This window comes from Roseovarius nitratireducens, assembly GCF_002925845.1.
Taxonomy (GTDB): domain Bacteria; phylum Pseudomonadota; class Alphaproteobacteria; order Rhodobacterales; family Rhodobacteraceae; genus Roseovarius; species Roseovarius nitratireducens.
Window position 1 is genome coordinate 106,464 of sequence record NZ_PDNI01000074.1, and the last position, 21,759, is coordinate 128,222.

Annotated in this window: 21 protein-coding genes and 1 tRNA gene; 12 read left to right on the top strand and 10 right to left on the bottom strand. The window is 61.5% G+C overall.

Annotated features, from left to right (window positions below; genetic code table 11):
- Positions 1-5 precede the first annotated feature (5 nt).
- The 4 genes from CRJ03_RS16875 (at position 6) to CRJ03_RS16890 (ending at position 1,939) form a co-directional block, all read left to right on the top strand.
- On the top strand, positions 6-584 hold the full coding sequence (locus CRJ03_RS16875; protein ID WP_104020040.1) for a Maf family protein: 579 nt from the start codon (positions 6-8) through the stop codon (positions 582-584).
- Positions 581-1,609: a ribonuclease E/G gene (locus tag CRJ03_RS16880; protein WP_104020041.1), complete on the top strand. Its 1,029-nt coding sequence runs from the start codon at positions 581-583 to the stop codon at positions 1,607-1,609. Before CRJ03_RS16875 ends, CRJ03_RS16880 begins: the two co-directional genes overlap by 4 nt.
- Positions 1,606-1,788, top strand: coding sequence for a DNA gyrase inhibitor YacG (locus tag CRJ03_RS16885; RefSeq protein ID WP_104020042.1), 183 nt, complete (start codon positions 1,606-1,608; stop codon positions 1,786-1,788). Before CRJ03_RS16880 ends, CRJ03_RS16885 begins: the two co-directional genes overlap by 4 nt.
- Before the next feature lie 76 nt (positions 1,789-1,864).
- Positions 1,865-1,939: transfer RNA gene (locus tag CRJ03_RS16890), tRNA-Phe, on the top strand.
- Between the two features lie 403 nt (positions 1,940-2,342).
- Here the strand turns inward: CRJ03_RS16890 and CRJ03_RS16895 are convergent.
- The 4 genes from CRJ03_RS16895 to CRJ03_RS16910 all read right to left on the bottom strand — a co-directional run bounded on the left by CRJ03_RS16895 (position 2,343) and on the right by CRJ03_RS16910 (position 9,299).
- Positions 2,343-4,358 carry a CocE/NonD family hydrolase gene (locus CRJ03_RS16895; RefSeq protein ID WP_104020043.1) on the bottom strand — a complete coding sequence of 672 codons (2,016 nt, stop codon included), beginning with the start codon at positions 4,356-4,358 and terminating at the stop codon, positions 2,343-2,345.
- A gap of 82 nt (positions 4,359-4,440) precedes the next feature.
- On the bottom strand, positions 4,441-5,739 hold the full coding sequence (locus CRJ03_RS16900; RefSeq protein ID WP_104020044.1) for an ATP-grasp domain-containing protein: 1,299 nt from the start codon (positions 5,737-5,739) through the stop codon (positions 4,441-4,443).
- Between the two features lie 70 nt (positions 5,740-5,809).
- Positions 5,810-8,452, bottom strand: coding sequence for a cyanophycin synthetase (cphA, locus tag CRJ03_RS16905; RefSeq protein WP_104020045.1), 2,643 nt, complete (start codon positions 8,450-8,452; stop codon positions 5,810-5,812).
- Positions 8,439-9,299 (bottom strand): cyanophycinase, encoded by an 861-nt coding sequence (locus CRJ03_RS16910; RefSeq protein WP_104020046.1) that lies wholly within the window; start codon positions 9,297-9,299, stop codon positions 8,439-8,441. The genes cphA and CRJ03_RS16910 overlap by 14 nt, the downstream gene beginning before the upstream one ends.
- Before the next feature lie 207 nt (positions 9,300-9,506).
- Here CRJ03_RS16910 and CRJ03_RS16915 point away from each other — a divergent pair, with 207 nt between their 5' ends.
- From CRJ03_RS16915 to CRJ03_RS16930, 3 genes are all read left to right on the top strand, one after another.
- A complete protein-coding gene (locus CRJ03_RS16915; RefSeq protein WP_104020047.1) occupies positions 9,507-10,433 on the top strand; it encodes an isoaspartyl peptidase/L-asparaginase family protein in 927 nt (308 codons plus the stop codon).
- 816 nt (positions 10,434-11,249) lie between these two features.
- Positions 11,250-12,581, top strand: coding sequence for an ethylbenzene dehydrogenase-related protein (locus CRJ03_RS16925; RefSeq protein WP_104020048.1), 1,332 nt, complete (start codon positions 11,250-11,252; stop codon positions 12,579-12,581).
- Between the two features lie 94 nt (positions 12,582-12,675).
- Entirely contained in the window at positions 12,676-13,245 is a 570-nt protein-coding gene (locus CRJ03_RS16930) for a NapC/NirT family cytochrome c (protein WP_104020049.1), read from the top strand.
- Positions 13,246-13,702: 457 nt separating this feature from the next.
- On the opposite strand, the gene CRJ03_RS16935 is transcribed toward CRJ03_RS16930, so the two are convergent.
- The gene (locus tag CRJ03_RS16935; RefSeq protein ID WP_439126646.1) at positions 13,703-14,134 is read right to left on the bottom strand and encodes an ATP-binding cassette domain-containing protein; all 432 of its coding nucleotides are present in this window, start codon (positions 14,132-14,134) and stop codon (positions 13,703-13,705) included.
- A gap of 163 nt (positions 14,135-14,297) precedes the next feature.
- Here CRJ03_RS16935 and CRJ03_RS16940 point away from each other — a divergent pair, with 163 nt between their 5' ends.
- The 3 genes from CRJ03_RS16940 to CRJ03_RS16950 all read left to right on the top strand — a co-directional run bounded on the left by CRJ03_RS16940 (position 14,298) and on the right by CRJ03_RS16950 (position 15,800).
- Positions 14,298-14,996: an OmpW/AlkL family protein gene (locus CRJ03_RS16940; RefSeq protein WP_104020050.1), complete on the top strand. Its 699-nt coding sequence runs from the start codon at positions 14,298-14,300 to the stop codon at positions 14,994-14,996.
- 92 nt (positions 14,997-15,088) lie between these two features.
- Positions 15,089-15,379: a nitrate/nitrite transporter NrtS gene (nrtS, locus tag CRJ03_RS16945; protein WP_104020183.1), complete on the top strand. Its 291-nt coding sequence runs from the start codon at positions 15,089-15,091 to the stop codon at positions 15,377-15,379.
- Complete coding sequence (locus CRJ03_RS16950) at positions 15,312-15,800, top strand: MerR family transcriptional regulator (RefSeq protein WP_165375345.1); 489 nt, start codon at positions 15,312-15,314, stop codon at positions 15,798-15,800. The genes nrtS and CRJ03_RS16950 overlap by 68 nt, the downstream gene beginning before the upstream one ends.
- A gap of 4 nt (positions 15,801-15,804) precedes the next feature.
- On the opposite strand, the gene CRJ03_RS16955 is transcribed toward CRJ03_RS16950, so the two are convergent.
- From CRJ03_RS16955 to CRJ03_RS16975, 5 genes are all read right to left on the bottom strand, one after another.
- Entirely contained in the window at positions 15,805-16,788 is a 984-nt protein-coding gene (locus CRJ03_RS16955) for a GlxA family transcriptional regulator (RefSeq protein ID WP_104020051.1), read from the bottom strand.
- Complete coding sequence (locus tag CRJ03_RS16960) at positions 16,785-17,483, bottom strand: class I SAM-dependent methyltransferase (protein WP_104020052.1); 699 nt, start codon at positions 17,481-17,483, stop codon at positions 16,785-16,787. The genes CRJ03_RS16955 and CRJ03_RS16960 overlap by 4 nt, the downstream gene beginning before the upstream one ends.
- 47 nt (positions 17,484-17,530) lie before the next feature.
- Positions 17,531-18,355: a 3-methyl-2-oxobutanoate hydroxymethyltransferase gene (locus CRJ03_RS16965; protein WP_240611707.1), complete on the bottom strand. Its 825-nt coding sequence runs from the start codon at positions 18,353-18,355 to the stop codon at positions 17,531-17,533.
- A gap of 336 nt (positions 18,356-18,691) precedes the next feature.
- Positions 18,692-18,892, bottom strand: coding sequence for a hypothetical protein (locus tag CRJ03_RS20170; protein WP_104020054.1), 201 nt, complete (start codon positions 18,890-18,892; stop codon positions 18,692-18,694).
- Positions 18,889-19,833: a LysR family transcriptional regulator gene (locus tag CRJ03_RS16975; protein ID WP_240611708.1), complete on the bottom strand. Its 945-nt coding sequence runs from the start codon at positions 19,831-19,833 to the stop codon at positions 18,889-18,891. Before CRJ03_RS16975 ends, CRJ03_RS20170 begins: the two co-directional genes overlap by 4 nt.
- A 107-nt stretch (positions 19,834-19,940) precedes the next feature.
- Here CRJ03_RS16975 and CRJ03_RS16980 point away from each other — a divergent pair, with 107 nt between their 5' ends.
- Both CRJ03_RS16980 and CRJ03_RS16985 read left to right on the top strand, forming a co-directional pair.
- The gene (locus CRJ03_RS16980; protein WP_104020056.1) at positions 19,941-20,411 is read left to right on the top strand and encodes a TRAP transporter small permease; all 471 of its coding nucleotides are present in this window, start codon (positions 19,941-19,943) and stop codon (positions 20,409-20,411) included.
- Complete coding sequence (locus tag CRJ03_RS16985; RefSeq protein WP_104020057.1) at positions 20,408-21,718, top strand: TRAP transporter large permease; 1,311 nt, start codon at positions 20,408-20,410, stop codon at positions 21,716-21,718. Before CRJ03_RS16980 ends, CRJ03_RS16985 begins: the two co-directional genes overlap by 4 nt.
- Positions 21,719-21,759: the final 41 nt, after the last annotated feature.

A 21,759-nucleotide genomic window follows, 5' to 3' on the forward strand; every position in this document is an offset into this window, starting at 1 on the left:
GTTCGATGCGCTTGATCCTCGGCTCGGGCAGCCCGCGCCGCAGCGACCTGCTGGCGCAGATCGGCGTGATCGCCGATGCGATCCGCCCGCCCGAGATCGACGAGACCCCCGGTAAGGGCGAGTTGCCCCGCCCCTATTGCGCGCGCATGGCTCGGGAAAAGGCGCGGGCTGTCGAAGCTGACACGGATGACATCGTGCTCGCCGCCGATACCACTGTCGCCATGGGCCGCCGCATCCTCGGCAAGCCCGCCGATGTGGGCGAGGCGGCGCAATTCCTTCACGCGCTCTCGGGGCGGCGGCACCGGGTCATCACCGCGGTGGCGGTGCGGCGCGGCGAGCGGTTGTGGCAGCGCGACGTGGTGAGCGCGGTGAAGATGAAGCGGCTCTCGGACGAGGAGATCAACGCCTATCTCACCTCCGGCGAGTGGCAGGGCAAGGCGGGTGGCTATGGCATCCAGGGAATGGCCGGGGCATTTGCGGCGTGGATATCGGGATCGTTCACAGGCATCGTCGGGCTGCCGCTGACTGAAACCGCCGGGCTGTTACAGGCCGCAGGCTACCCAATGTGGGAGGCCGGAGCATGACGGAACGCATCACTGTCGCGCTCGATCACCTTGGCGGTCGCGAGGCGGCGGCGCTGATGCATGGTGGTCGGCTCGAGGATCTTCTCATCGACGGTGAAACTCCCCGTCCGGGCACCATCTATCGCGCCATCGCGGACCGCCCGGTCAAGGGGCAGGGCGGGCTGTTCCTGCGCACGCCTGATGGCAATGCTTTCCTGCGGCAGGTCAAGGGGATTACACCGGGGCAGGCGCTGCTCGTCCAGGTGACGGGTCATGCCGAGCCGGGCAAGGCAATCCCGGTCACCGCGCGGATACTCTTCAAGAGCCGGTATGCCATCGTCACCCCCGAGGCGCCGGGGCAGAATGTCTCGCGCGCGATCCGCGATGAGGAAACGCGCGCGCGGCTCCACGCGATCGCGGCGGAGGCAATGGGCGGGAGTGGCATGGGGCTGATCCTGCGCTCGGCCTGCGAGAGCGCCGGGGATGACGAGATCGCCGCCGATATCGCGCAGATGCGCGAGGTGGCCGAGGCGGTGAAGAGCGACGCCGAGGGGCGTGGGCCGGAAAAGCTGCTCGAGGGGGATGGTCCCCATGCCCGCGCGTGGCGCGACTGGCCGCTGCCCGACGAGCTGGGCCGCGAGCCCGGCTGTTTCGCGGAGCTCGGGGTTCTCGAGCGGATCGACGATCTCTGCACGCCGAGGATGACACTGCCGGGTGGCGCGAGTGCCTTTGTCGAGCCGACGCGCGCGCTCATCGCGGTGGACGTGAACACCGGCACCGACACCAGCCCCGCTGCCGGTCTCAAGGCCAACCTTGCGCTGGCGCGCGACCTGCCGCGGCAGTTGCGGCTGCGGGGCCTCGGCGGGCAAATCACGCTCGACCTCGCGCCGATGCCGAAGAAAGACCGCCGCGTGTTCGAGGACGCGCTGCGCGCCGCGTTCCGCCGCGACGAGGTGGAGACGGTTCTGGCCGGATGGACCCCGCTCGGCCATTACGAGTTGCAGCGACAGCGCGCGCGCATCCCGCTTGCCGAGGTGATGCGATGAGCTGTCCGATCTGCCGCAAGGCGACGGTGGCGCGCTATCGCCCGTTCTGCTCGCGCCGCTGCGCCGATATTGATCTTGGCAAGTGGTTCGCCGAGGGATACCGCGTGCCGTCTGACGATCCCGACGAGATCGCCGAGGCCGTGGAAGCGGCGGAAAACGAAGCGCAAAAACCGCACTGAAATCGCGCGAAGCCTCTGGACAGCCCGCCCACGCTCGCCTAAGACACGCCCACCCGAGGGCCAGACCCTCACCCGTGCCCGGGTAGCTCAGGGGTAGAGCAGTGGATTGAAAATCCTCGTGTCGGTGGTTCGATTCCGCCCCCGGGCACCATATATTTTTGCAATCACATTTTATATCAAGATGTTAAGGGTGAGCTGAAAGTTTCAAGTCACCTTTCTTCCCGCTCATAACCTCTTGTCACAGCGCACCCGGTGCGGAAGTATCTTCCATTTGTCACCAAAGCTTGAACGTATAGCTGATCTGGTCCGCTTTGCGGGCCTTCACTTTGGATTGCACACGACGTGCGCACTACAAGTAATCAAAACCTTGATCCAGCTGGCTAATCTGTCCGATCCTCCAGAAGCCAAAAAGCTTTTTCCACTGGCATGCCTCATCGGGTGGTCCGGTTTGGATAATCGCACTCGGTCAGTTCTGAATGCAGATTGACACGGTCACGGCAATTCATGGGCTCTCTTCGAGCCAGCTTAGCCTGCCCGTGGTCGGTGCTCGCGCGTCAGACGGCGTGTCTCGGGATGGTCGCGACATAGGTCTTGTCGCGAACAGAGGTATCGCCTTCGAATGCCTGCATCCGCGCGCGGAGGTGGAAATGCGTGCTGTCGCAAGACAGGTGCGTGTGCGTCACAGTCCGCACGACCCAGTCGTCCCGCCGCATCTCATGCACCCAGGTCACCTCGCCTTCGGCGGACGTTGGATCGCCCGGCAGGATGGAATAGCGCTCGGTGCACTCGGCGGAATGCGTCAGACCGTGCCGGATGATATGCGCCGCGCCCTCGTGGACACGGATATCCGCCGTGACGCGCCCGGTGGTCCGATCCTCCATCACGTTCCATTCCGCGGTCGCGGGCGTCTCGACCGCCTGCTCGAGGGGCACCGCAGCGCGCGGCGGATCAAACGGTGCCGCATCGCTGTAGTCGCCGTCTCGCAGCGGCAAGCTGAGCGTGCTCTGCTCGGTCAGAACCCGCAGCTCTACCGGCTCGGGTGCGGGCCAGGCGATCGGAAAGTAGCTGGTTGACAGGCCCAGCCGGATGCGATGGCCCGCGCGGAAGGTCTGGGCAACGTGCTTCATCGGCACATCGACCGTGTAGGTCTGCCCCGGTGTCAGGGGCTCGGGATGCTCGTGCCCGTCACGATGGGTGAGATTGAGCAAACCGTAGCTGACCCGGGTTGCCGCCCCGTCGGGGGCCACGTCCATCAGGCGCACGGCGACCTGCGCGACAGGCCGGTCCGAGATGAATGTCAGTCTCAGGATCGCGTCGCCCACGATGTGCACCGGCTCGGCCAGCGGCTCCGTCTCGAAGCACAGGCTGCCCGCGTCGTCCCTGCGCTGATCGCCCGGCTGATCGCCGGGCAGCGCGTAAGAGCACCACTTGCCGCCCTGAAACCCGACCCAGAGCGGCGAGGCGATGGTCAGCCAGCCACCGGGCACATCCCCGGCGCTCGACAGCCGTCCGTCGGACCCGAGGGCAAAGTCAGTCCGGGCGACCTTCGGCGAGGGCCATGCCGGTTCGGTGATCCAGTGCCCGTCCCGATGCTCGTAATGTGTTCTGGGTACGGCGTGATCCTGAAGATAGACCCGAAGGGGCGGCTCATCCGCGATGCCGGTGTCGATGCCCTTGAGCCACTGATCCCACCACCGGGTTTCCTCGCTCAGCCAGTCGATCGCCGGGCCCGGTGCGCCGACATGCGGGTAGCGATGCGACCAGGGGCCCACGATCCCCTTGACCGGACCCTCGAGGTTCTCGACCAGCCGAAAGACAGCGCGGCAGTAGCCGTCGGCCCAGCCGCTGACGGCATAGACGGGCACCTCGATATCGCCGAAATCCTCGCAGACCGACCCGTGTTTCCAGAACGCGTCACGCGTCTGGTGTTCCATCCATGTCTCGAGCCAGAAGCCCGACTCGTCGAGCCGCTCTTCCCACATCCCGCGCCAGCGATCGCCGACATGCTCGGGGTCGGGCGGCAGCGTGTTGATCCCGAACATCACCGACGCCCAGGACAGGTGGTCGCACAGCATGGTGCCGCCCATGTAATGGATATCGTCGGCATAGCGGTCGTCGGTCGAACAGATCGACACCACGGCCCTGAGCGCAGGGGGGCGCAGGGCCGCCAGTTGCAGGCCGTTGAAGCCGCCCCAGGAAATGCCCACGATCCCGACACCGCCATCGCACCAGGGCTGATCGGCGATCCAGGCGATGACATCACATCCGTCCTGAAGCTCGATCTCGGTATACTCGTCGGTCATCACCCCCTCGGATTCGCCCGTTCCGCGCAGATCGACCCGGACATAGGCATAGCCCTGCGCCGCCATCCACGGCGCGCGGGCATGGTCACGCTCCAGCGTCTTGTCGTTCTTGCGATAGGGGATGTATTCGAGAATCGCGGGCACGGCCTGACGCTCCGCCCCGTCCGGCATCCAGATACGCGCCGCGAGGCGCGTGCCGTCCGGCATCGGGATCTCGAGGTGCTCGATTTCCCGAACGGGCACGGGCAGCGGGTGGTCGATTTTCATGACGTTCATCCTGCACTATGTGCCACGCGATGCGGCCACCGTATCGCGTCCCCGCCTGACAAAGTCCAGCGCCGGCGTTGGCCTATTCCTCGATGTCACTGAACTCGTAATTCAGCTTCTTCATCACCTGCTCGTAATTCCACAACAGCTTGGATTGCTTGTTGGCCCCCATCCAGATCGATGCCACGGCGTAGCTGTAGGCATCCTGTTCGGGCAGTTCCGAGAGCCGCATGCCCTGCTTGACATAGGAGACAATGCGCGTGCCATCGACCTGCTCGGAGGCGACCTCCAACTCGGCACGCGAGGGCGTGCGCGCAACGGTCGCGTCGTTGAAAAATACCCGGTAAAAGAATTCCGCGGCGACGTTTTCCGGCCCCTCGCCCCGGGGCATGTCGGGTTTGCGCCCGAGACCCAGATCGACCGTCACCTGCTGATGACTCACCCCGTCCACCATCTCGAACAGGTCGCAATGCGATTGCGCGATACGGGTGTTGATCTCCAGCAGCCAGATCTTGTCCTGCACCTCGTCCCAGTAATATTCGATGTTGAAGCCGGCATTGTCATAGCCGATATGCGCCATCACCTTTCGGGTGATCTCGTTCATCTCGTCCTGCACGCGGCGCGGCAGGGTCGAGGGGTAGAGATAGTAGAAAAAGCTGAGCACCTGCGGATAGCGGATCGAATCCACCGTGCCGTAGGGCACGACCTCACCCTCGTGCACATAGCCCTCGACAGTGCATTGACGCCCGCCGATGACCTGTTCTGCCATGCAGTAATGCCCTTCGATCGCCTTGATCTCATCCGGCAGGTCGGCCTGATTCAGCACATAGTTGAACGGCTCTGAAATCTGGCCGATTTCGGCACGAAACGCCGCAACCGCGTATTCGAAATCCTCGGGACTGTCGATGCGAAAGCCGAGACGGGACCCGGATGACTTGATCGGCTTGACGAAGAACGGAAAGCGCAGATCGGCCTCGCCGATCCGCGACAGCGCGTTGTCGTCGAACGGGTCGAAAGCAGTGAATTTCGGCACGTGGTCCGGAATCACCTCGGCCATCACCTTGCGTGACCAGAATTTATGCTCGCATTTCAAAAGGCTTTCCAGCGACGCGTTCCGGGTGCCGTATTTCTTGCAAAGCAGGGGCAGCATGGTGGAGACGGGAAAGTCGATATAGCCGACGATCGCGTCGATTGAGCCGTCAAAGGCGTCGAGCGTCGCCTCGGCTTCACGCAGCATGGCGGGGATGTCGAATTCCTGCGTGTCCGAGACCGCCTCGGAGGTCAGGAGCGGGTGAAAGACGACATCCTCGACACCCCGCAGCCGGGTCAGTCGCCCGGCATTCATTGCGTTCAATCCGACGACGAAAACATTCTCGGTCATGATGTTGGTCCTTCCTGATCAGGGCGTGCGCATCGGTGAGGCCGACGCACCGTGTGCGTGCCGTTTGTCCTCAGGCCTGGGCGAGATCAGACTGAACCGGAAAACTCCGTCCCTTGAGCCGTTCCGTGGTGCCAATGATATCGTCCACCAGCAACAGCAGGAAATCGCCCGGCACGGCATCTGCCATGGCCCGGTCAACGGCGTCTTTTTCCTTCATGATGACCTCGACCACGCACTCTGATCCGGCTTCGGCTGCGCCTTTCCGGATCAGCTCCGCCGTCTCGCCTTCAGCTCGCCCGCGCGCGTCGGATTCGTAGACATAGAGTACGTCGCACATCTTGGCGAGCTGCGCGCCCAGAGCGGAAAGGTCATCGTCACGGCGATTGCCGGGTGCGGTCGACACGCTGATCTTGCGCTGTTGCCCAAGCCCGTTCACGAGCGGCTCCAGCGCCACCAGCGCCGGCACGTTATGGCCGTAGTCAATCAGGCAATAGACGCCGTCGGCCTCGAAATAGTTGGTGCGCCCGGGCATCTGCGCAGGGGTCGGGTGGAAGGTCAGCAGCCCGGCGCGGATGTCGTTGATCTCGATGCCGTGTGCCAGCGCCACCGCGGCGGCCGCCATCGCGTTCTGCACGTTGAAGGGCGCATGGCCCTCAAAGGCGATTGGCACGTCGTTCACATCCACCACATCGACCTCAACCTTGCCTCGCAGCAAGACGATGCGGCCGTTCTTGACCGTGACGACCATGCGCCGTTCGCTCAGGTGTTCCAGTAGCGCAGGGTTCTCCGGGTCCATCGTGAAATAGATGATCTCGCCGCGCGCCCAGTAGGTGCCATGCTCCATCACCAAAGGGTCATCGGCATTGAGCACGCAATAGCCGCCTTCTTTCTTGACGGCGTCAACCACCACGGTCTTGCAGCGTGCCAGCTCTTCCAGCGTGTGGATGTCGCGTTCGCCCAGATGATCCGACGCAATGTTGAGCAATACACCCACATCGCATTCGTCAAAGCCCAGACCGCGGCGCATGATTCCGCCGCGCGCAACCTCGAGCACCGCATGCTCGACCGTAGGCTCTCGCAGCACGGCTTGTGCAGCCGCCGGCCCGGAATAATCGCCACGCAGGATTACATGGTTGTCGATCTCGACTGTTCCGGTACAGCCCATGCCCACCGAATACCCCGACTGACGCAGGATATGCGTGGTCAGGCGGGTCGTCGTGGTCTTGCCGTTGGTGCCGGTGATCGCGGTGATCGGAATGCGGGCATTGTCAGTGGGATCGGGAAACAGCATGTCGACGACATGCTCGCCCACCGGGCGCGGGGTGCCATGCGTCGGTGCCATGTGCATCCGGAAACCGGGGCCAGCATTGACTTCGACCACGCCCGCAGATTGCTGGTCGAGCGGCTTGGTCAACGTCTCGGCCAACAGGTCGATGCCGATCACGTCAAGTCCGACATGCCGCGCGATCCGCTCCATCGAAAACCTGATGTCGGGATGCACTTCGTCGGTCAGATCGGTGGCCGTCCCGCCGGTCGAGATATTGGCCGTCGATTTCAGAAATACCATCTCGCCCCCGGGCGGCACACTGTCGAGCGTGAGCCCAGCCTGCTCGAGCATGCGATGGGTCTGTTCGTCAACATGGATCTGGGTCAGCAGGTTCTCGTGGCCCACGCCGCGGCGGGGGTCCTCGTTGGCCTTGTCGATCAGCGCCCGGATCGTCGACTTGCCATCGCCCGTGACATGCGCCGGGCGGCGGCGCGCGGCGGCGACCAGCTTGCCGCCGATCACCAGCATGCGGTGATCCTCGCCCTTGATGTAGCTCTCGACGATCACGGCACCGGAATCATCGCGCACCCGCGCAAGGGCCGCTTCATATCCCGATTTCAGATCGTCCATAGTGGTGATGTCGGTGGTCACGCCGCGCCCGTGATTGCCGGCCAGCGGCTTGGTCACCACCGGCCAGCCGATCCATTCGGCGGCCTCCTTGACCTCGTCCCACGAATAGCAGGTATAGCCCTGCGGCACCGCGATACCCGCATCGCCCAGTATCTGCTTTGTCCAGTCCTTGTCGTCGGCGATGGAGTGGCCGATGATCCCGGACTCGTCGGTCACCGTGGCCTGAAACCGGCGCTGTTTCACGCCGTGGCCCAACTGGATATAGCTGGTGCCCTCGGTCAGCTTGTACCACGGAATGTTGCGCGCCTTGGCGGCATTGACGATGGACCCGGTCGAGGGGCCGAGCGCATTGGCGTCGCGCACCTGTTTGAGATGTTCGATGATCGGGTCAAGATCGATATGGCCGCCATCGTAGAGCTTGCGCACGATCTCGACCGCCGCCTCGCCTGCGGCGATGCCGGTCGTCTCGTCACGGTAGCGGTAGACGACGTTGTAGACGCCGCGCTCATAGCTGTCGACGCTCTTGCCGTAGCCCACCGAGAACCCGACCAGGTTCTGCAATTCGATCGCCAGATGCTCAACCATGTGCCCGGCAAAGGTGCCATTGCGCACCCGCTGCAGGAACCCGCCGGGCTCTCCGATCGAGCAGCGATGTTCGTAAATCGTGGGAAAGATCGCTTCGAGCTTTTCGGCGATGCCTGGAACCTTGTCGCTTGGGCGGTCTTCCAGGTCCTCGATATCCAGCCGCATGTAGATCACTTGGTAGCGGCTGTAATAGTTCGGCCCGCGCAGTGCGCGGTGCTCAAGTATACGCATTCCTTTGCTCCAGGCTGCCAGCCCTGAGCTCTTTCGGCTCAAGGACCCGCCGGCCCGTCAAACTGTACCCGTTCCCGTCAACCAGCGCATGCATTATGACATTGTGGACGCTTACCGCCTCACCGTCAGAAAGATCGCTTACATTGGAACCGGTTATGGCCGAACTGTCAACGAGGACGACATGGCCAGGGCCAAAAGCGTATATCTTGTCGTCCTCGAAGAGCACTGCCGAATCTTCTCCGAGGCCAACACCAAGATACTCGGGATTCGTCGCACCAACCTCCATAAGACGCGAAAATCGCCCGCGTTCAAGGAAATGTGTGTCGATGATCACGCCTTCGATCAGCCCAAAGCCAGCAGTCATCTTGACCGCACCCTTGCGCAGCGAATCGGTCGCATGGCCACCATAGACCATCGTGGTCGACTGGCACGCCGCGCCTGCGCTTGTCCCGGCTATGACTGCTCCCTCGTCATAGCGTTTGCGAATATTCCTGAGCGCGTCCGACGCGCCAAGGATACTGGTCAGGCGCATTTGATCGCCGCCGGTGATAAAGATCACGTCACTGCGCGACAGCATGTCGAGAAAGGCCGGATCGACCGCATCTGCGCGCTCTCGGATCCGCACGTCCAGCACCTCGGCAGCGCCCAACCTCTCAAACACCTGACGGTAATCGGCGAACACGTCGTCGGGGATGCTGCTGGCCGTGGTGACGACCCCGACAACCGGCTCCCGGGTTTGGCTCAACGCCAGCACCTGCCTCAGGATCTCGGTTTCCGAGGTCTTATCCTCAGCGCCACCGATCGCGACGAGCTTTCCTCTTGGTACAGGATGTATAGACATGTCCATAAACGGACCTCCAGTCAGCAGTAGGCAACATCTATATATTGTGGAACTTGTCACTTCACAAACGAGATTGTCACCCCGATACTTGACGCCAATCTAGGTGCGTGTCGCAACGTAACAAGCTGGCCACACTTTTCAGCAGGCTGTCCACAGCATTCTTCCGGCCATAAGGTCCGCGACACCTGTCGATGAATCAAGGAGGGGTATCCCATGACCAAAGGTTTCGTGCTCGCCATACACGGTGGTGCCGGTGTACTGCCTCATGCCGAGATGACGCCCGAACGCGAGGCTGCCTGCCACGCCGCCCTCGCGCGCGTCCTGGCTGCCGGAGAGGCGGTTTTGGCGCGCGACGGTACGGCCCTTGATGCGGTCACCGTTGCGGTCGAGACGCTTGAGAACGAACCGCTTTTCAATGCTGGGCGTGGGGCGGTGTTCACCCGAGAGGGAACGCACGAAATGGATGCCGCGATTATGGACGGGCGCGGGCGCAAGGCCGGGGCGGTCGCCGTCATTGCTGGGGTGCGCAATCCCGTGCGCCTTGCACGTGCTGTTATGGAGCGGACCGATCACGTATTGATGGTCGGTGATGGGGCGCTGGAGATCGCGCGGGACGCAGGGCTTCCCTTCGAGGACGATGCCTATTTCTTCACGCAGGAACGCTGGGACAGTTTGCAAAGCACACTGCAGATGGAAGCTGATGGCACGCTCGACGATGACCCCGCACGGCGTCACGGAACGGTGGGGGCCGTCGCGCTTGACCGTGCTGGCAATCTCGCCGCAGCGACATCAACAGGCGGGATGACGGCCAAGCGTAGGGGCCGTGTCGGCGACAGCCCGATCATCGGTGCCGGGACCTTCGCCGACGAGGCCACCTGCGCGGTTTCGGCCACCGGCGATGGCGAGGCCTATATCCGCCTGTCGGTCGCGCATGAAATCGACGCGCGCATGAGGCTGGCCGGACAACCGATGGCCGAAGCGGCACGCCAGGTCATCTTGGACGACCTGACCGCCATCGGCGGCTCGGGCGGATTGATTTGTGTCGACCGTGACGGGGCACTCGCCATGCCGTTCAACTGCGACGGGATGTATCGGGGTTGCGTGATAGAAGGCGGCGAGCCGGTAACGGCTATTTATTGAAAGTGGGTCCGAAAAGGCACCCCCCAGGACACCAAACTCATAAGTTTGCATCCAGATACGCGTCGCGACGCGTTTGACGAGGGTCAGGCGTTATCTGCCAATACCGTTATTCAGTAGTTGGTATCTATTCCCGTAAAGTAATCCATTCCAAGACCAGGACTCGAAAGACACAATTTTCGCCACGGCGCGAAATCTTACGATCAGAACATGAAAACCCGCTGCACACGGCATCGAGCAACTCTGTGTAAGAATGGAAAATCCGAACCGTCCATTAGGTGTTCAGTCCCCGCATTCCCGATCACGTTTTTTCGGACCCGAAGGACGCGTTCGCATTGCGCCTGCATGTGCGATGTTGGAAGTTTCTCCGAGTTCTCGAAACCAGTTCCCAGCCACCCACCCTCCTCAGCGAGACGCTTTATCCAACGCCAGACCGTTGCCCTGCTGACACCGAGCTCCCAAACGGCATCGTTGATACCACTTTCCAGACTGGCAGTGCCATTCAGATATGCCTGAACAAGCGGACGCAGCACGCTCAAGCCAACGTGGCCTTGACTCGGGTCGACCGACTTGAGTCCCTCAGACACATCTATGCGCAACGAATCAGCCAGGCGGGGCACGCTTTGAGCGCTCCGCCTTGATTGAGATCAATGTGCGGACGCAACGGAAACCGTAGCGTCCACTGAGGTTCAACCATTGCTTGCGGGCGCTTTAGCCGATCATAGCCGGTTCTCTCGATGTCGATCGACGTGTTTGGAGGGCGCCCCGTTTCCGGGGGCTCTTTGAGATCGAAGCCCAACAACGAGAGGAGGGTCTGCCATGAAGTTACCACTTGCACCTATGATCGGGCTTGCCACGGGGGTTCTTGCAGCGCTCTCGCTTCCATCGAATGTCCGGGCGGAATCGGCGGTGGACTGGTCGGCGATCCCGACAACCACCCTTACGTTGTTTTATCCCGGGCAGAGCGGTTATGACTGGCTGCGCAGTTCCGACCACAAGCGGGCCTATTCAAAGGTGATCGAGGGCGATTCCTGCGTCTCCTGCCACGAGGGCGAGGAGAAGGATATCGGCCAGCTGATCGTCACGGGCGAGCGGCTTGAGCCCGATCCGATCGAGGGCAAGAACCCCACTGTCGACCTTGCCATGCAGGTCGCCTACGACGATGAAAACACCCACTTCCGGTTCCAGTGGAAGACCCAGATGGACCGCCCGGGCCAAATGCACAACTACATCCGCTACAACGGCGAGGCGTGGGAGTTCTACGGCAGCCACCGGGCGTCCTCGAAGGTGCGCAGCGGCGAGCAGCCACCGCTCTACGAGGACCGGCTGGCGATCATGGTCGATGACGGCTCGGTGCCGAATTTCGCCGCGCAGGGCTGCTGGCTTTCTTGCCACAACGGCATGCGCGACATGCCCGAGGAGGCGAGCAAGGACGATATCGCTTCAAACCCCATTCTGGGAAGTGAGGGCCTGAACAAGAGCGACATCCGCAAGTACCTGCCGCCCTCGCGCACCGATGAGGAGACGAGTTGGGACGCGACGAAGCTCGCCGACGAGATCGCCGCGCTCAAGGCCGAGGGCAAGTTCGTCGACCTCATGCAGTGGCGGGCGGCGCGCAGCGCGCCGGTGGGCATGGCGGACGACGGCTATGTGCTTGAATATCGTCTGTTCGACGCCGGCAAGAACCCGTTCAGCTGGAACGTCGATCGCAAGACCATGACGCCGAAATTCATGTTCGATGCCGAGAAAGTCGGCGTGAAGGCGATCACCGTCGATGACATCGGCGATCCGTCGAAGCCTTATGTGCTTATCCACGAGGAGAACGTCGTCGCCTACGATCCCGACGCGGGCTGGAAGGCGGGTGACGTGCTTCCCGGTCGTTTGGTGAGCCGTGCCGGCGCCGAGGGCTCGGCCGCTGACAACGACCAGGTGACGAGCAAGTGGGAAGACGGTGTCTGGACGGTTGAGTGGACGCGCAAGCGGGACACCGGCCACCCGGAGGACGACAAGATCATCGAAGACGGCAAGGCCTACAACTTTGGCTTCGCGGTTCACGACGACAATGTCACCACTCGCTTCCACTACGTTGGATTCCCGGTCTCAATAGGCTTCGGGGCCGAGGGTGATATCCAGGCAACGCCGCTTCAGTAAGCGGCTTGCCCCACGCATTTCGGGCTGGCGTCGCATCGGCACATGATACGACGCCAGCCCGATCCCGGACAACTGCACAGGGAGGGGAGACGAGATGCGGCTCTGGAAATGGACAGGTGGGCTGACAGGCATCGCCGTGCTGGTCGGCATAGGTGTCGGGGTTGTCGTTGGCGCGCCAGTCGCCGATGGCGTCGACCGGTACTTCTCGTCGAACAAGTTCTGCGCACAGACCTGCCATGTAATGGAGGCGACAGTGGCAGTCGAACTGGCAGAATCCGCCCACGGGACCACCATCTCCGGTGTCGTTCCGCAGTGCAAGGACTGCCATGTGTCCGAGGATCTGATCGGTGCCTATATCGATCACATCAAGGGGACGCGGGAGCTTTATGCCAATCTCATCCTGGGCATCGACACGGTAGAGGAGTTCGAGGAGGTTCGCTTTGATGCCGCGAACCGGGTGCGCATGCATCTTGTCAACAATGACAGCGAGAACTGCCGCTCCTGCCATGTGATGGAGAAGATCAAGCCCGAGCGCGTGCGCGGCCAGCGCCAACATGCCGAGGCACAGGAAAAGAACATCACCTGCATCGTGTGCCATTACGATCTGGTGCACAAGGAAACGGCGCTGTCCGAGGAGTTCGACGCCATCGTCAGTTCCTATTGATGAGGCGGGCCAAGATCGGGGCAGGCCTACACCGCCGATGATCCACCTCGCGGGCTGGCGTGGCGAGTGGCCTGCTGGACGAGGAGAAACTGATCCGGCCTGTGAAAATGCCACCTGATGTCCGACCGAAATCTCGACCTTCCGCGGCACGCGGCGCAGCAATCACCCGGCAACCCAGGCGCTTCTCGACTGGCTGTGAGACGATTTCTCAGGGCCACGGTGAGAGGTGACCGGCTTGTCGTGCTTGGCTACTGGCCCCTGAAAGGCAGAATTCGCGCTCGCCGTGAATGTTCGCTTCCACGGGCCACACCGCAGCATCTCATGGATGATGGAGGGGCAGGTCAGAGATCGTCTCGACGGCGGCGCGTGGCAAGTAGGGATAGCTGGCCATGTCCAGCTTGGGCGGGCATCGGGTTGGGCGTGACATCGGTGACCAGCTGCACGTTTTCACGCGCCGTCAGGCTGGCCACAAGGTTGTAGAACTGAAAAACGAACCCGCATGATCTCGCCGATAGAGGGTCAAATCCCGGTCCTTGAGCGAGGACAGCTCCAAGTCGCGAAACCAGACCTTGCCCGAGGTCGCATGATCAAGCCCGCCGAGGATATTGAGCAGCGTGGACTTGCCGCTGCCGGACGGCCCGAGCAGCACCGCCAGCTCGCCGGAGTAAAGCTCGAGGTTGACGCCATCGAGCGCCCGGATCTGCAATTCGCCGGTGTCGTAAACCTTTGTCAGGTCTTGCGTTCGGAATACTGCGCCCATGATGCTCGCTTTCTCGGACAGGCAGCGCGCCGCGCACACGCGTGAGCATGGGCGAAGGCCAAAGAGATTATAGGGCCAGTCAAGCCGCGCTGCGCGGTGGAAATGCTGTCGCAAGAGGGCCGTGTCCATCATGCGGATGTTTGCCTCAACAAGCGCGCAAAGAGGATACTTGATTCTCCATAAATCTCACATTAATGTCAGATTTGTGGAAGGGGAAACTGCAATTTCCAGTGGGGATCGCATATAAAATCTCTCTTCCAAAATACAAATTTCCAATTGGGAGGAGATAGCGATGAATTACGTGAGCGAACCGGGAGCGATTCCAAGACGGGTGAATCGACTCCGACAAATACTGTTTTTCTTTCCGTTCATCCTGTCCGCAGTCGCCTTGCTCGCGGGGGGCGCACTGGCGCAGGACGCCAACGTATCAGGCGACGGATGGGCGAACAGATTTCTGGTCCGGGGCAGGCTTGCCGGTGTTCTCCCCGAAGATAGCGCGCGATACAACGTCCCCGTGAGAACCCATGTGTCCGATCAGATCATTCCGGAAATCGACCTGTCGTATTTCCTGACGGACAACATCGCGCTTGAAACCATTTGCTGCATCACGAATCACAAGATTTCCCTGGCTGGCGGCGGTCCGGATATCGGTGATGCATGGCTCGTGCCGCTTTCTGTAATGGCCCAGTATCATTTTCACGCCCGGAGCGGCATAAAGCCCTATGTCGGGGCGGGTCCGGCGCTTGTGGTTGTTACCTCCGAGAGCCGCATGGGTCCGGCGACATCGTTCGATCTGGAGACCTACAATCCGGGCTTCGTGCTGCAAGCCGGTGTTGATATCAAGTTGAAGGACAACTGGTATCTCAACGCAGATATCAAGAAATTCTTCGTCGATATCAACGCACGGGTCACGACCGCCGGAGGCGCCGTTTTCGGCAAGGCCTCCATTGATCCTGTCGTCGCGGGTATCGGGATCGGGTATCGATTCTGATCACGATCTGCGACCGGAAAAGCGCGAATGCCCCGACTTGCCGGGGCATTCGCAGTACTGGCCACGCAATGACCGCAGGGTATGAGCAGCACATGGAAATTTTCTCGGGACTCGGGGTATCGAAAGCCATCGTCACGCGGTCCGCCCGGGTTGCCATCGTCGTCGGGACGATCCTCAACCTGATCAACCAGAGCGACGCAATTTTCGGCTCCGCCGAAAGTGATCTTGCAAAGGCCGGCCTGACCTATTGCGTTCCGTTTTTTGTTGCTATGTATGGGGCGCTATCCGCAACCAGAGATTACAGGAAGAATTCCCTTGGCCAAGACCAGCGCCACAAGACAGATGAAGATCGGGGAGCTCGCGCGGCGCAGTCGCTTGAGTGAGCGATCATTGCGCCATTATGAGGATCTCGGCATCCTGAATCCGGAGCGCAGCGACGGAGGGACGCGGACTTATGGCGAGCGTGACGTCGTTCTGGCAAAGCTGATCCAGAACATGCGGGATCTTGATATCCCGCTCGAAGTCATCGCATCGATCGCGGGGGTCCGGGCCCATCACTCCACCGGCGCAGGCTCTTCGCAAGAGGTGGCGGCCAGGCTCGGTGAACTGTCCGATACCCTGATGCTCATGGCCCGCCTTGCGATCGAACTTCAGGGCGAAGTGAACAGTGTTTTGAGCGCGGTCAATGAATGCCGTGGCTGCAAGAACAAGCCATCCCGATCGGGATGTCCCACCTGTCCGATGAACACGGTATCGGAAACCTCGCCCTTGGCGGATATGATCTGGCGCGGTGAACCCGCCTGAGCCCTCAAACATCGGCTGAATAGTCCAGTACACGCTCTCTGTGTTTGCCACGAAAATCCGTGGGCGTGATGCCGTAGAATTTCCTGAAGGCGGTTGCGAGCGTGCCGGTCGCGCCAAAGCCGGTGGCGGCGGCGATGTCGATCAGCGGCAGTTTCGTACTCTGGATCAGGTGATGCGCCCGCCGGACGCGCAATTGCTTGTAGTAATGGCCGGGAGAGGTTTCGAACACGGCCCGGAAACGCCGCTCTAGGCAGCGCTGCGAGATGTCTACCTGACCGGCGATCTCGGCGATGGAGAGCGGGTCCGAAAGGTTCTCTCCCATGATGGCGAGGGCGTCTGACACGGCCTTGTCATAGAACTTGTGAAAGGCCTCTGGGGCGAAGGGCTGGGTACTGGAACTGGTGCGGATCTCGGGCAGGAGCAGGTGGCGGCCGATCTCGGTAATCTCTGACACGGGCAGGTCGCGGGCCAGCAGGCCGATGACCAATTCCGCCGTTGCCGCGCGGCCCGCCGCAGTAATGATGCCGTTGGAGAATTCCGACAGGTTCTCGGTCAGGCGCGGCTGATCCTGGGTCTCGCGCAGGACAACCGCATCGGCCCAATGGGTCGTGACGGCGCCGGTCTCGATCTGGGTGCGGGCGATGAAGGTGGTGGCGGCATCGGCCAGCAGGATCACCGTGCGCCCCAGCCGTCGCATGCTGCGGATGCGTGCCATCCAGACGGCGGGATCGGCGGTTCTCGACGAAATGACAATGAGAAAATCGGCCAGACAGTGATCGGGAATGACCGGCTCCGCCCGCACGAGGCAGGCGCCGGCCCCCTGCACGATCCCGGGCCGATCCGAAATGATCCGCCAGGCAAAGCGCTGTGCGCCATGCACCATGTTCGCGGTCTGGAGCGTATGGGTGATCGCGGCAAGCTCCAGATCGCAGAACTTGCCCTGCACGAAAATCTCGAAGACCGTGGTATTGCGTTGTGATGTCGTCACGTCTGTCTATTCGAGTTTGATATCTTTGACGGGTTTCGGGTCTTTCGAAATACCTGGCCTACAATGGGCCAGGATATCCGGATGCCAGAACATCTTAGCATACGCAGACTTGCAAGCGCAGTTTCAAGCGGCCCCGGGCACTCCCGCTGCCCCGCCTTGCAAGCGCTCCACCCGCGAAAGACCCCGATCAAGTCCTCCACGGAAACGGTCCTGCACAGGGCGGCACAAGGCAGTTCGACCTTCTCTCCGCGAAACGCGAGCCCGGCATAGCCTGAAACCACCCAGCCGCGCTCTGGTTCCCAGAAGTGGTCGATTAGTGAGAAAAAATCCGTGCAGGCACCTCTGACATCCTCCGGTAATTCGATCTCTCCCCATGCGAGCGCGGCAAAGATTCCGCCCGCGTCCAGTACGCGATGGGCCTCGGCAAGATGCGGCACCACATCGAAATGATGCAGCGCTTGCATGGACACCACCATGTCAACGCTATCTGATGGCAATGGTAGATTTTCCGCGCTGCACTTGACGTATCCCACGGGTGATGCGGCGGGCGCTGGGTAGGCGGATTTCGGTGGTTTCGGGTCCGTGGCAATGGCGAGGTTGAAATGCTTCGACATGAAGCCACTGATCTCGGCCTCGCCGGCACCGCATTCAACGATGACCCGGCGCTGTCGCGGCAACCCTGCGAGCCAGCGCATGAATTGCGCCGGCTCCAGAGACGGGGTGCTACCATCCGACACGGATTTCAGCCGACAAGCGACATGAACTTCTCGTGTTCCCCTTCAAGCATGGTGTGCGAAAGATCCGGCTTGGGGAACTGACCGCCCTTTGCCGCGGCGAAGTAGGCCGAATAGGCCTTTTGCATCTCGCCCCAGACATCACCAAAGACTTCACGTTTTGGCGGGATCGGAAACACGGAACACCCGATGATGTCGCTCGAAACATGGAAAATACCATGCGCATAGGGGCCCGACCCCAGACTGGCGACAGCGACGGGAAGGTTCTCGTAGCACCATTTTGTCAACTCGACCGCGGTATGCTCGAACAAGGCCGCAAAAATGCCCGCATCGATGGATGCACGGACCAGTTCGATGATTGCGGCCGCTTCCTCGGCCGTGCGCCCCGCCGGGCTATGGCCGGAATTCATCACGGCCCGCTCTCCTTGTACGCCGAAATGGCCCACAACGGGGATCCCGGCATCGACGATGGCGCGGATGTGAGGAACCGTTCCAAGCGAGGGCTCGATATGGACGCCATCGGCACCCAGCTTGACCACTTTCGCCGCATTTCGCACGGATTCCTCGATGGAAATGCAAGCGGTGGTGTTGGGCATGTTGCAGATGATGAACGGGGAGGAAGCGCCGCGGAGCACACCTTCCAGCATATAAAGCTGCTCCTCGAAATCCACCGTAGCCATCGACTTGTGCCCCATGAGCCCCATCGGGCCGGGGCTGCCACAGCATAGAAGATCCATCCCGAGTTCTTCGGCCATGATTGCGCTCGGTGTGTCGTGGCATTCCATACCGACGATGCGCTCTCCCTTCTGGACCTTCTCCGCCAGATGTTTCATTCGGGTCTTTCTACGCTTTGCCATTCTGATTTCCTCCCTATGGACAGAACAAGTGATGAGATTCCGACATTATCTGACATTCATGTCAGATTTCAACAAGAATCGATCCGATGCTCAAACTCGGCAGGAAAAGGAAAGGAATTCACTTGTCCCTCGCTTGGGGCGACAGTGAATGTTGCCATCTCGAAAACTTGCCAGTTTTCCGAGCGACGTCGGTGCCGCTTATCCAGCCCACCAGATGACGAGATCGAATGGTCAAACGGTCAGAGGACGGCACGAACTGGCAGCGGGCCGGGTTGGTGTTCCATTCAGCAACTCCCTGCGCCGCCGCGCATTTCAACTCGCAGCCTTGACGATACCTTTCGCGACCAGCATGCCGATCTGCTCGTCACTGAGGCCGATATCCGTCGACAAGACCTTCGCTTTATCCTCACCCAACAGGCTCGGCGCCTGGCTCGCGACCGGGTCTTCACCGTCGAACCGTGAGATAAAATATGAGTAACACCGCGCGGGGCACAATTGGCGCCCGACATTCATCGCTGTTGCAATGAGTCTTCAATATCGCTTTGCATCTTTTCAACCGCCGCCTGCAGGTCCGCGATAAATGCGCGGCTGGCCATGGATGGCGTCGCGTAACCAGGGGTCAGGATCGAGACGCTGTTGGAAATGCGGGGCCGGAACCGGCGGATCGCCAGACGCGCCGGTTCCTGGGTTTGGAGAAGGTAACTGTAGGCCGTGATCATGTCGCAGACCATCACGCAGACCCCGGCGGCGACGAACTGCAGACCCGGCAGGAAAGTGCGCAGTTCAAGACGCTTGTTGAAGCGGCAGCCCGAGGCGCGAAACGCGGCCTCGGTCTGCACGGCGGTGTTGTGTTCGTCGAAGAGCACCGCCATCGGACTTCCGTCGAGATTGTCGGGGGTTATGACGGGGGCGCGCGCCAAGGGATCGTCGGCGCGCAGCACACAGACGCATTCGAGATCGTACTCCACCTGCGCGATGGAGGCGCGGGGCGCGGGCGTTTCGGCGAAACCAACGTCGTATTGCTGTGAGGCAATCAGGTCTTCGATCACGTCCGAGGAACGCATGATGAGGGACAGCTCGAGATCGTCCTTGTCCAGCAGGAACCGCGTCAGCAGGCGCGGCAGGAATACGCTGGAGGCGGCCGGGTGGCAGGCGATCTTGAGCTTGCCCGCTTGCAGCGTGCTGATCCGGCTGAGCGTGCGTTCGGTGCGTTCGACCCGACCGAGGATTTCCTCGCATTCCTCCAGAAAGTAATGCGCCTCGGGGGTGGGGGTGAGCTTGCCCTGCATGCGCACGAAGAGGGCAAAGCCCAATTGATCCTCTAGCGTGCGGATCATGGTGGAGACCGCCGGTTGCGTGCGCCCTACGCTGCGCGCCGCCTGGCTGATCGAGCCCGACCGCATGACTTCGCGAAAGGTGGTGAGCTGGCGCAGGGAGAGATGCATTTTGCTCATAATCCAAATTGATGGACTCAAAGATATAATCAAATTGAATTTATAAGTTGTGTCCAGTGTAATTCCCAGAACGCCGGTGCGGGACAGGCACCGGCAAGGAGGAGGTCATGGATACACTCTCGAAATACCTGCTGACGACACTGATCTGCGTGGTGGCGCTCGGCCAGTTCGTGCAGGTCATCACGCGTTATGTCTTGCAGGTGCCGGTGATGGGGCTGGAGGAGACGATGCTCTATCCCACGCTCTGGCTCTATATCCTCGGTTCCGTGAACGCCTCGCGCGAGAACACCCATATCCGCGCCAATGTGCTGGAGATATTCATCAAGACCGAGCGGGGGCACAATATTCTCGCCATCCTGGGCGAGATCATCAGCCTGATCGTCGGCCTGTGGCTGCTGTCCTGGGCCTGGGATTACACGCAATACGCCTGGCGCGTCTGGCGCGAGAGCCCGACGCTCTACATCCCGACCTTCTATTCTGACATCGCGCTCCTCGTGGGGCTGGGACTGATGATGGCCTACACCGCCTCGCATCTCGCGGCGCATGTTCGCCGTCTCGCACAAGGAAGCGCGTCATGATCGAGATCGCCCTTCTGGCCATTGCCCTGCTGGTGATCACGCTGACGCTGGGCGTGCCGCTGCCCTACTGTTTCGGGGCCGCGCTGATGGTGATGTATTTCCTCGGCGACGTGACGATGAAGGGCATGATGCTCTGGGGGTTCCAGCAAATGGGCAACCCGGTGCTGCTGGCCATTCCGCTCTTTGTGGTTGCCGGCACCATCATGTCCGAGAGCGGGATAGCCGCCTCGCTGCTGCGCTTTGTCAACGCGTTTATCGGCCATGTACGCGGTGGGCTTGGTGTTGTGGCGGCGGTCTCCTGTGCGGTGATCGGGGCGATTTCAGGCTCGGGCCTGACGGGTATCGCGGCCATCGGCCCGCTGCTCATCCCCGAGATGGAAAAGCGCGGCTATCCCCGCGAATACGCCACTGCCCTGATCGCCAATTCCTCGATCCTCGGGCTGCTCATCCCGCCCTCGGTCACGATGATCGTCTATGGCTGGGTCACCGATACCTCGATCCTGGCCTGTTTCCTGGCCACGCTCGGCCCGGGCCTGCTGATCATGGTGGCGTTTTCCGTGATCAACCTCGTGATGAGCCGCAAGTTCAACCTCGTGCTCGATGACAAGCCGTCGTTTTCGGAACTGTCGGGCGAGGTAGCGCGGCGCGGGTTTCACGCCTTTCCGGCGCTTCTGATGCCGGTGATCATCCTCGGCGGCATCTATGGCGGGATCATGACGCCCACCGAGGCCGCCGCCGTCGCCGTGATCTACGCGGTGCCGGTCGGCTTCCTGATCTACAAGGGGCTGAAATGGTCGAATTTCCTGTCGGCGGGGCGCGAGGCCGCAACGGCGGTGGGCGCGATCATGATGATGATCCTGTTTTCCATGATCCTCAGCCAGATGTTCGTCTATGAAAGCATCCCGCAGCAACTGGTCGAGGGCATCTTCTCGATCACCGAGAACAAGGTGCTGCTGCTGATCATGATCAACATCCTGCTATTCCTGGTGGGCATGGTGGTCAATGACGTGACCGCGATCATCCTGATCGCCCCGCTGCTGTTGCCGCTGATGCACGCCATCGGCGTGAGCCCGGTGCAATTCGCCGCGATCATGGGGGTCAACACCGCCATGGGGGGCGTGACGCCGCCCTATGCCTCGATCCTCTATCTTGGCGCGCGGATCGGCAAGGTGAAGGTCACCAAGGTGATCCCGCCCGCGATGAAGCTCATTCTCTTCGGTTACGTGCCGGTGGTGTTCCTCACCTCGCTCTGGCCGGACCTGTCGCTCTTTCTGCCGCGTTTCTTCGGCTACGACGTGGCCCCCTGACTACACCCCTCAACCCAAACCCAACACGGAGGATTACCCCA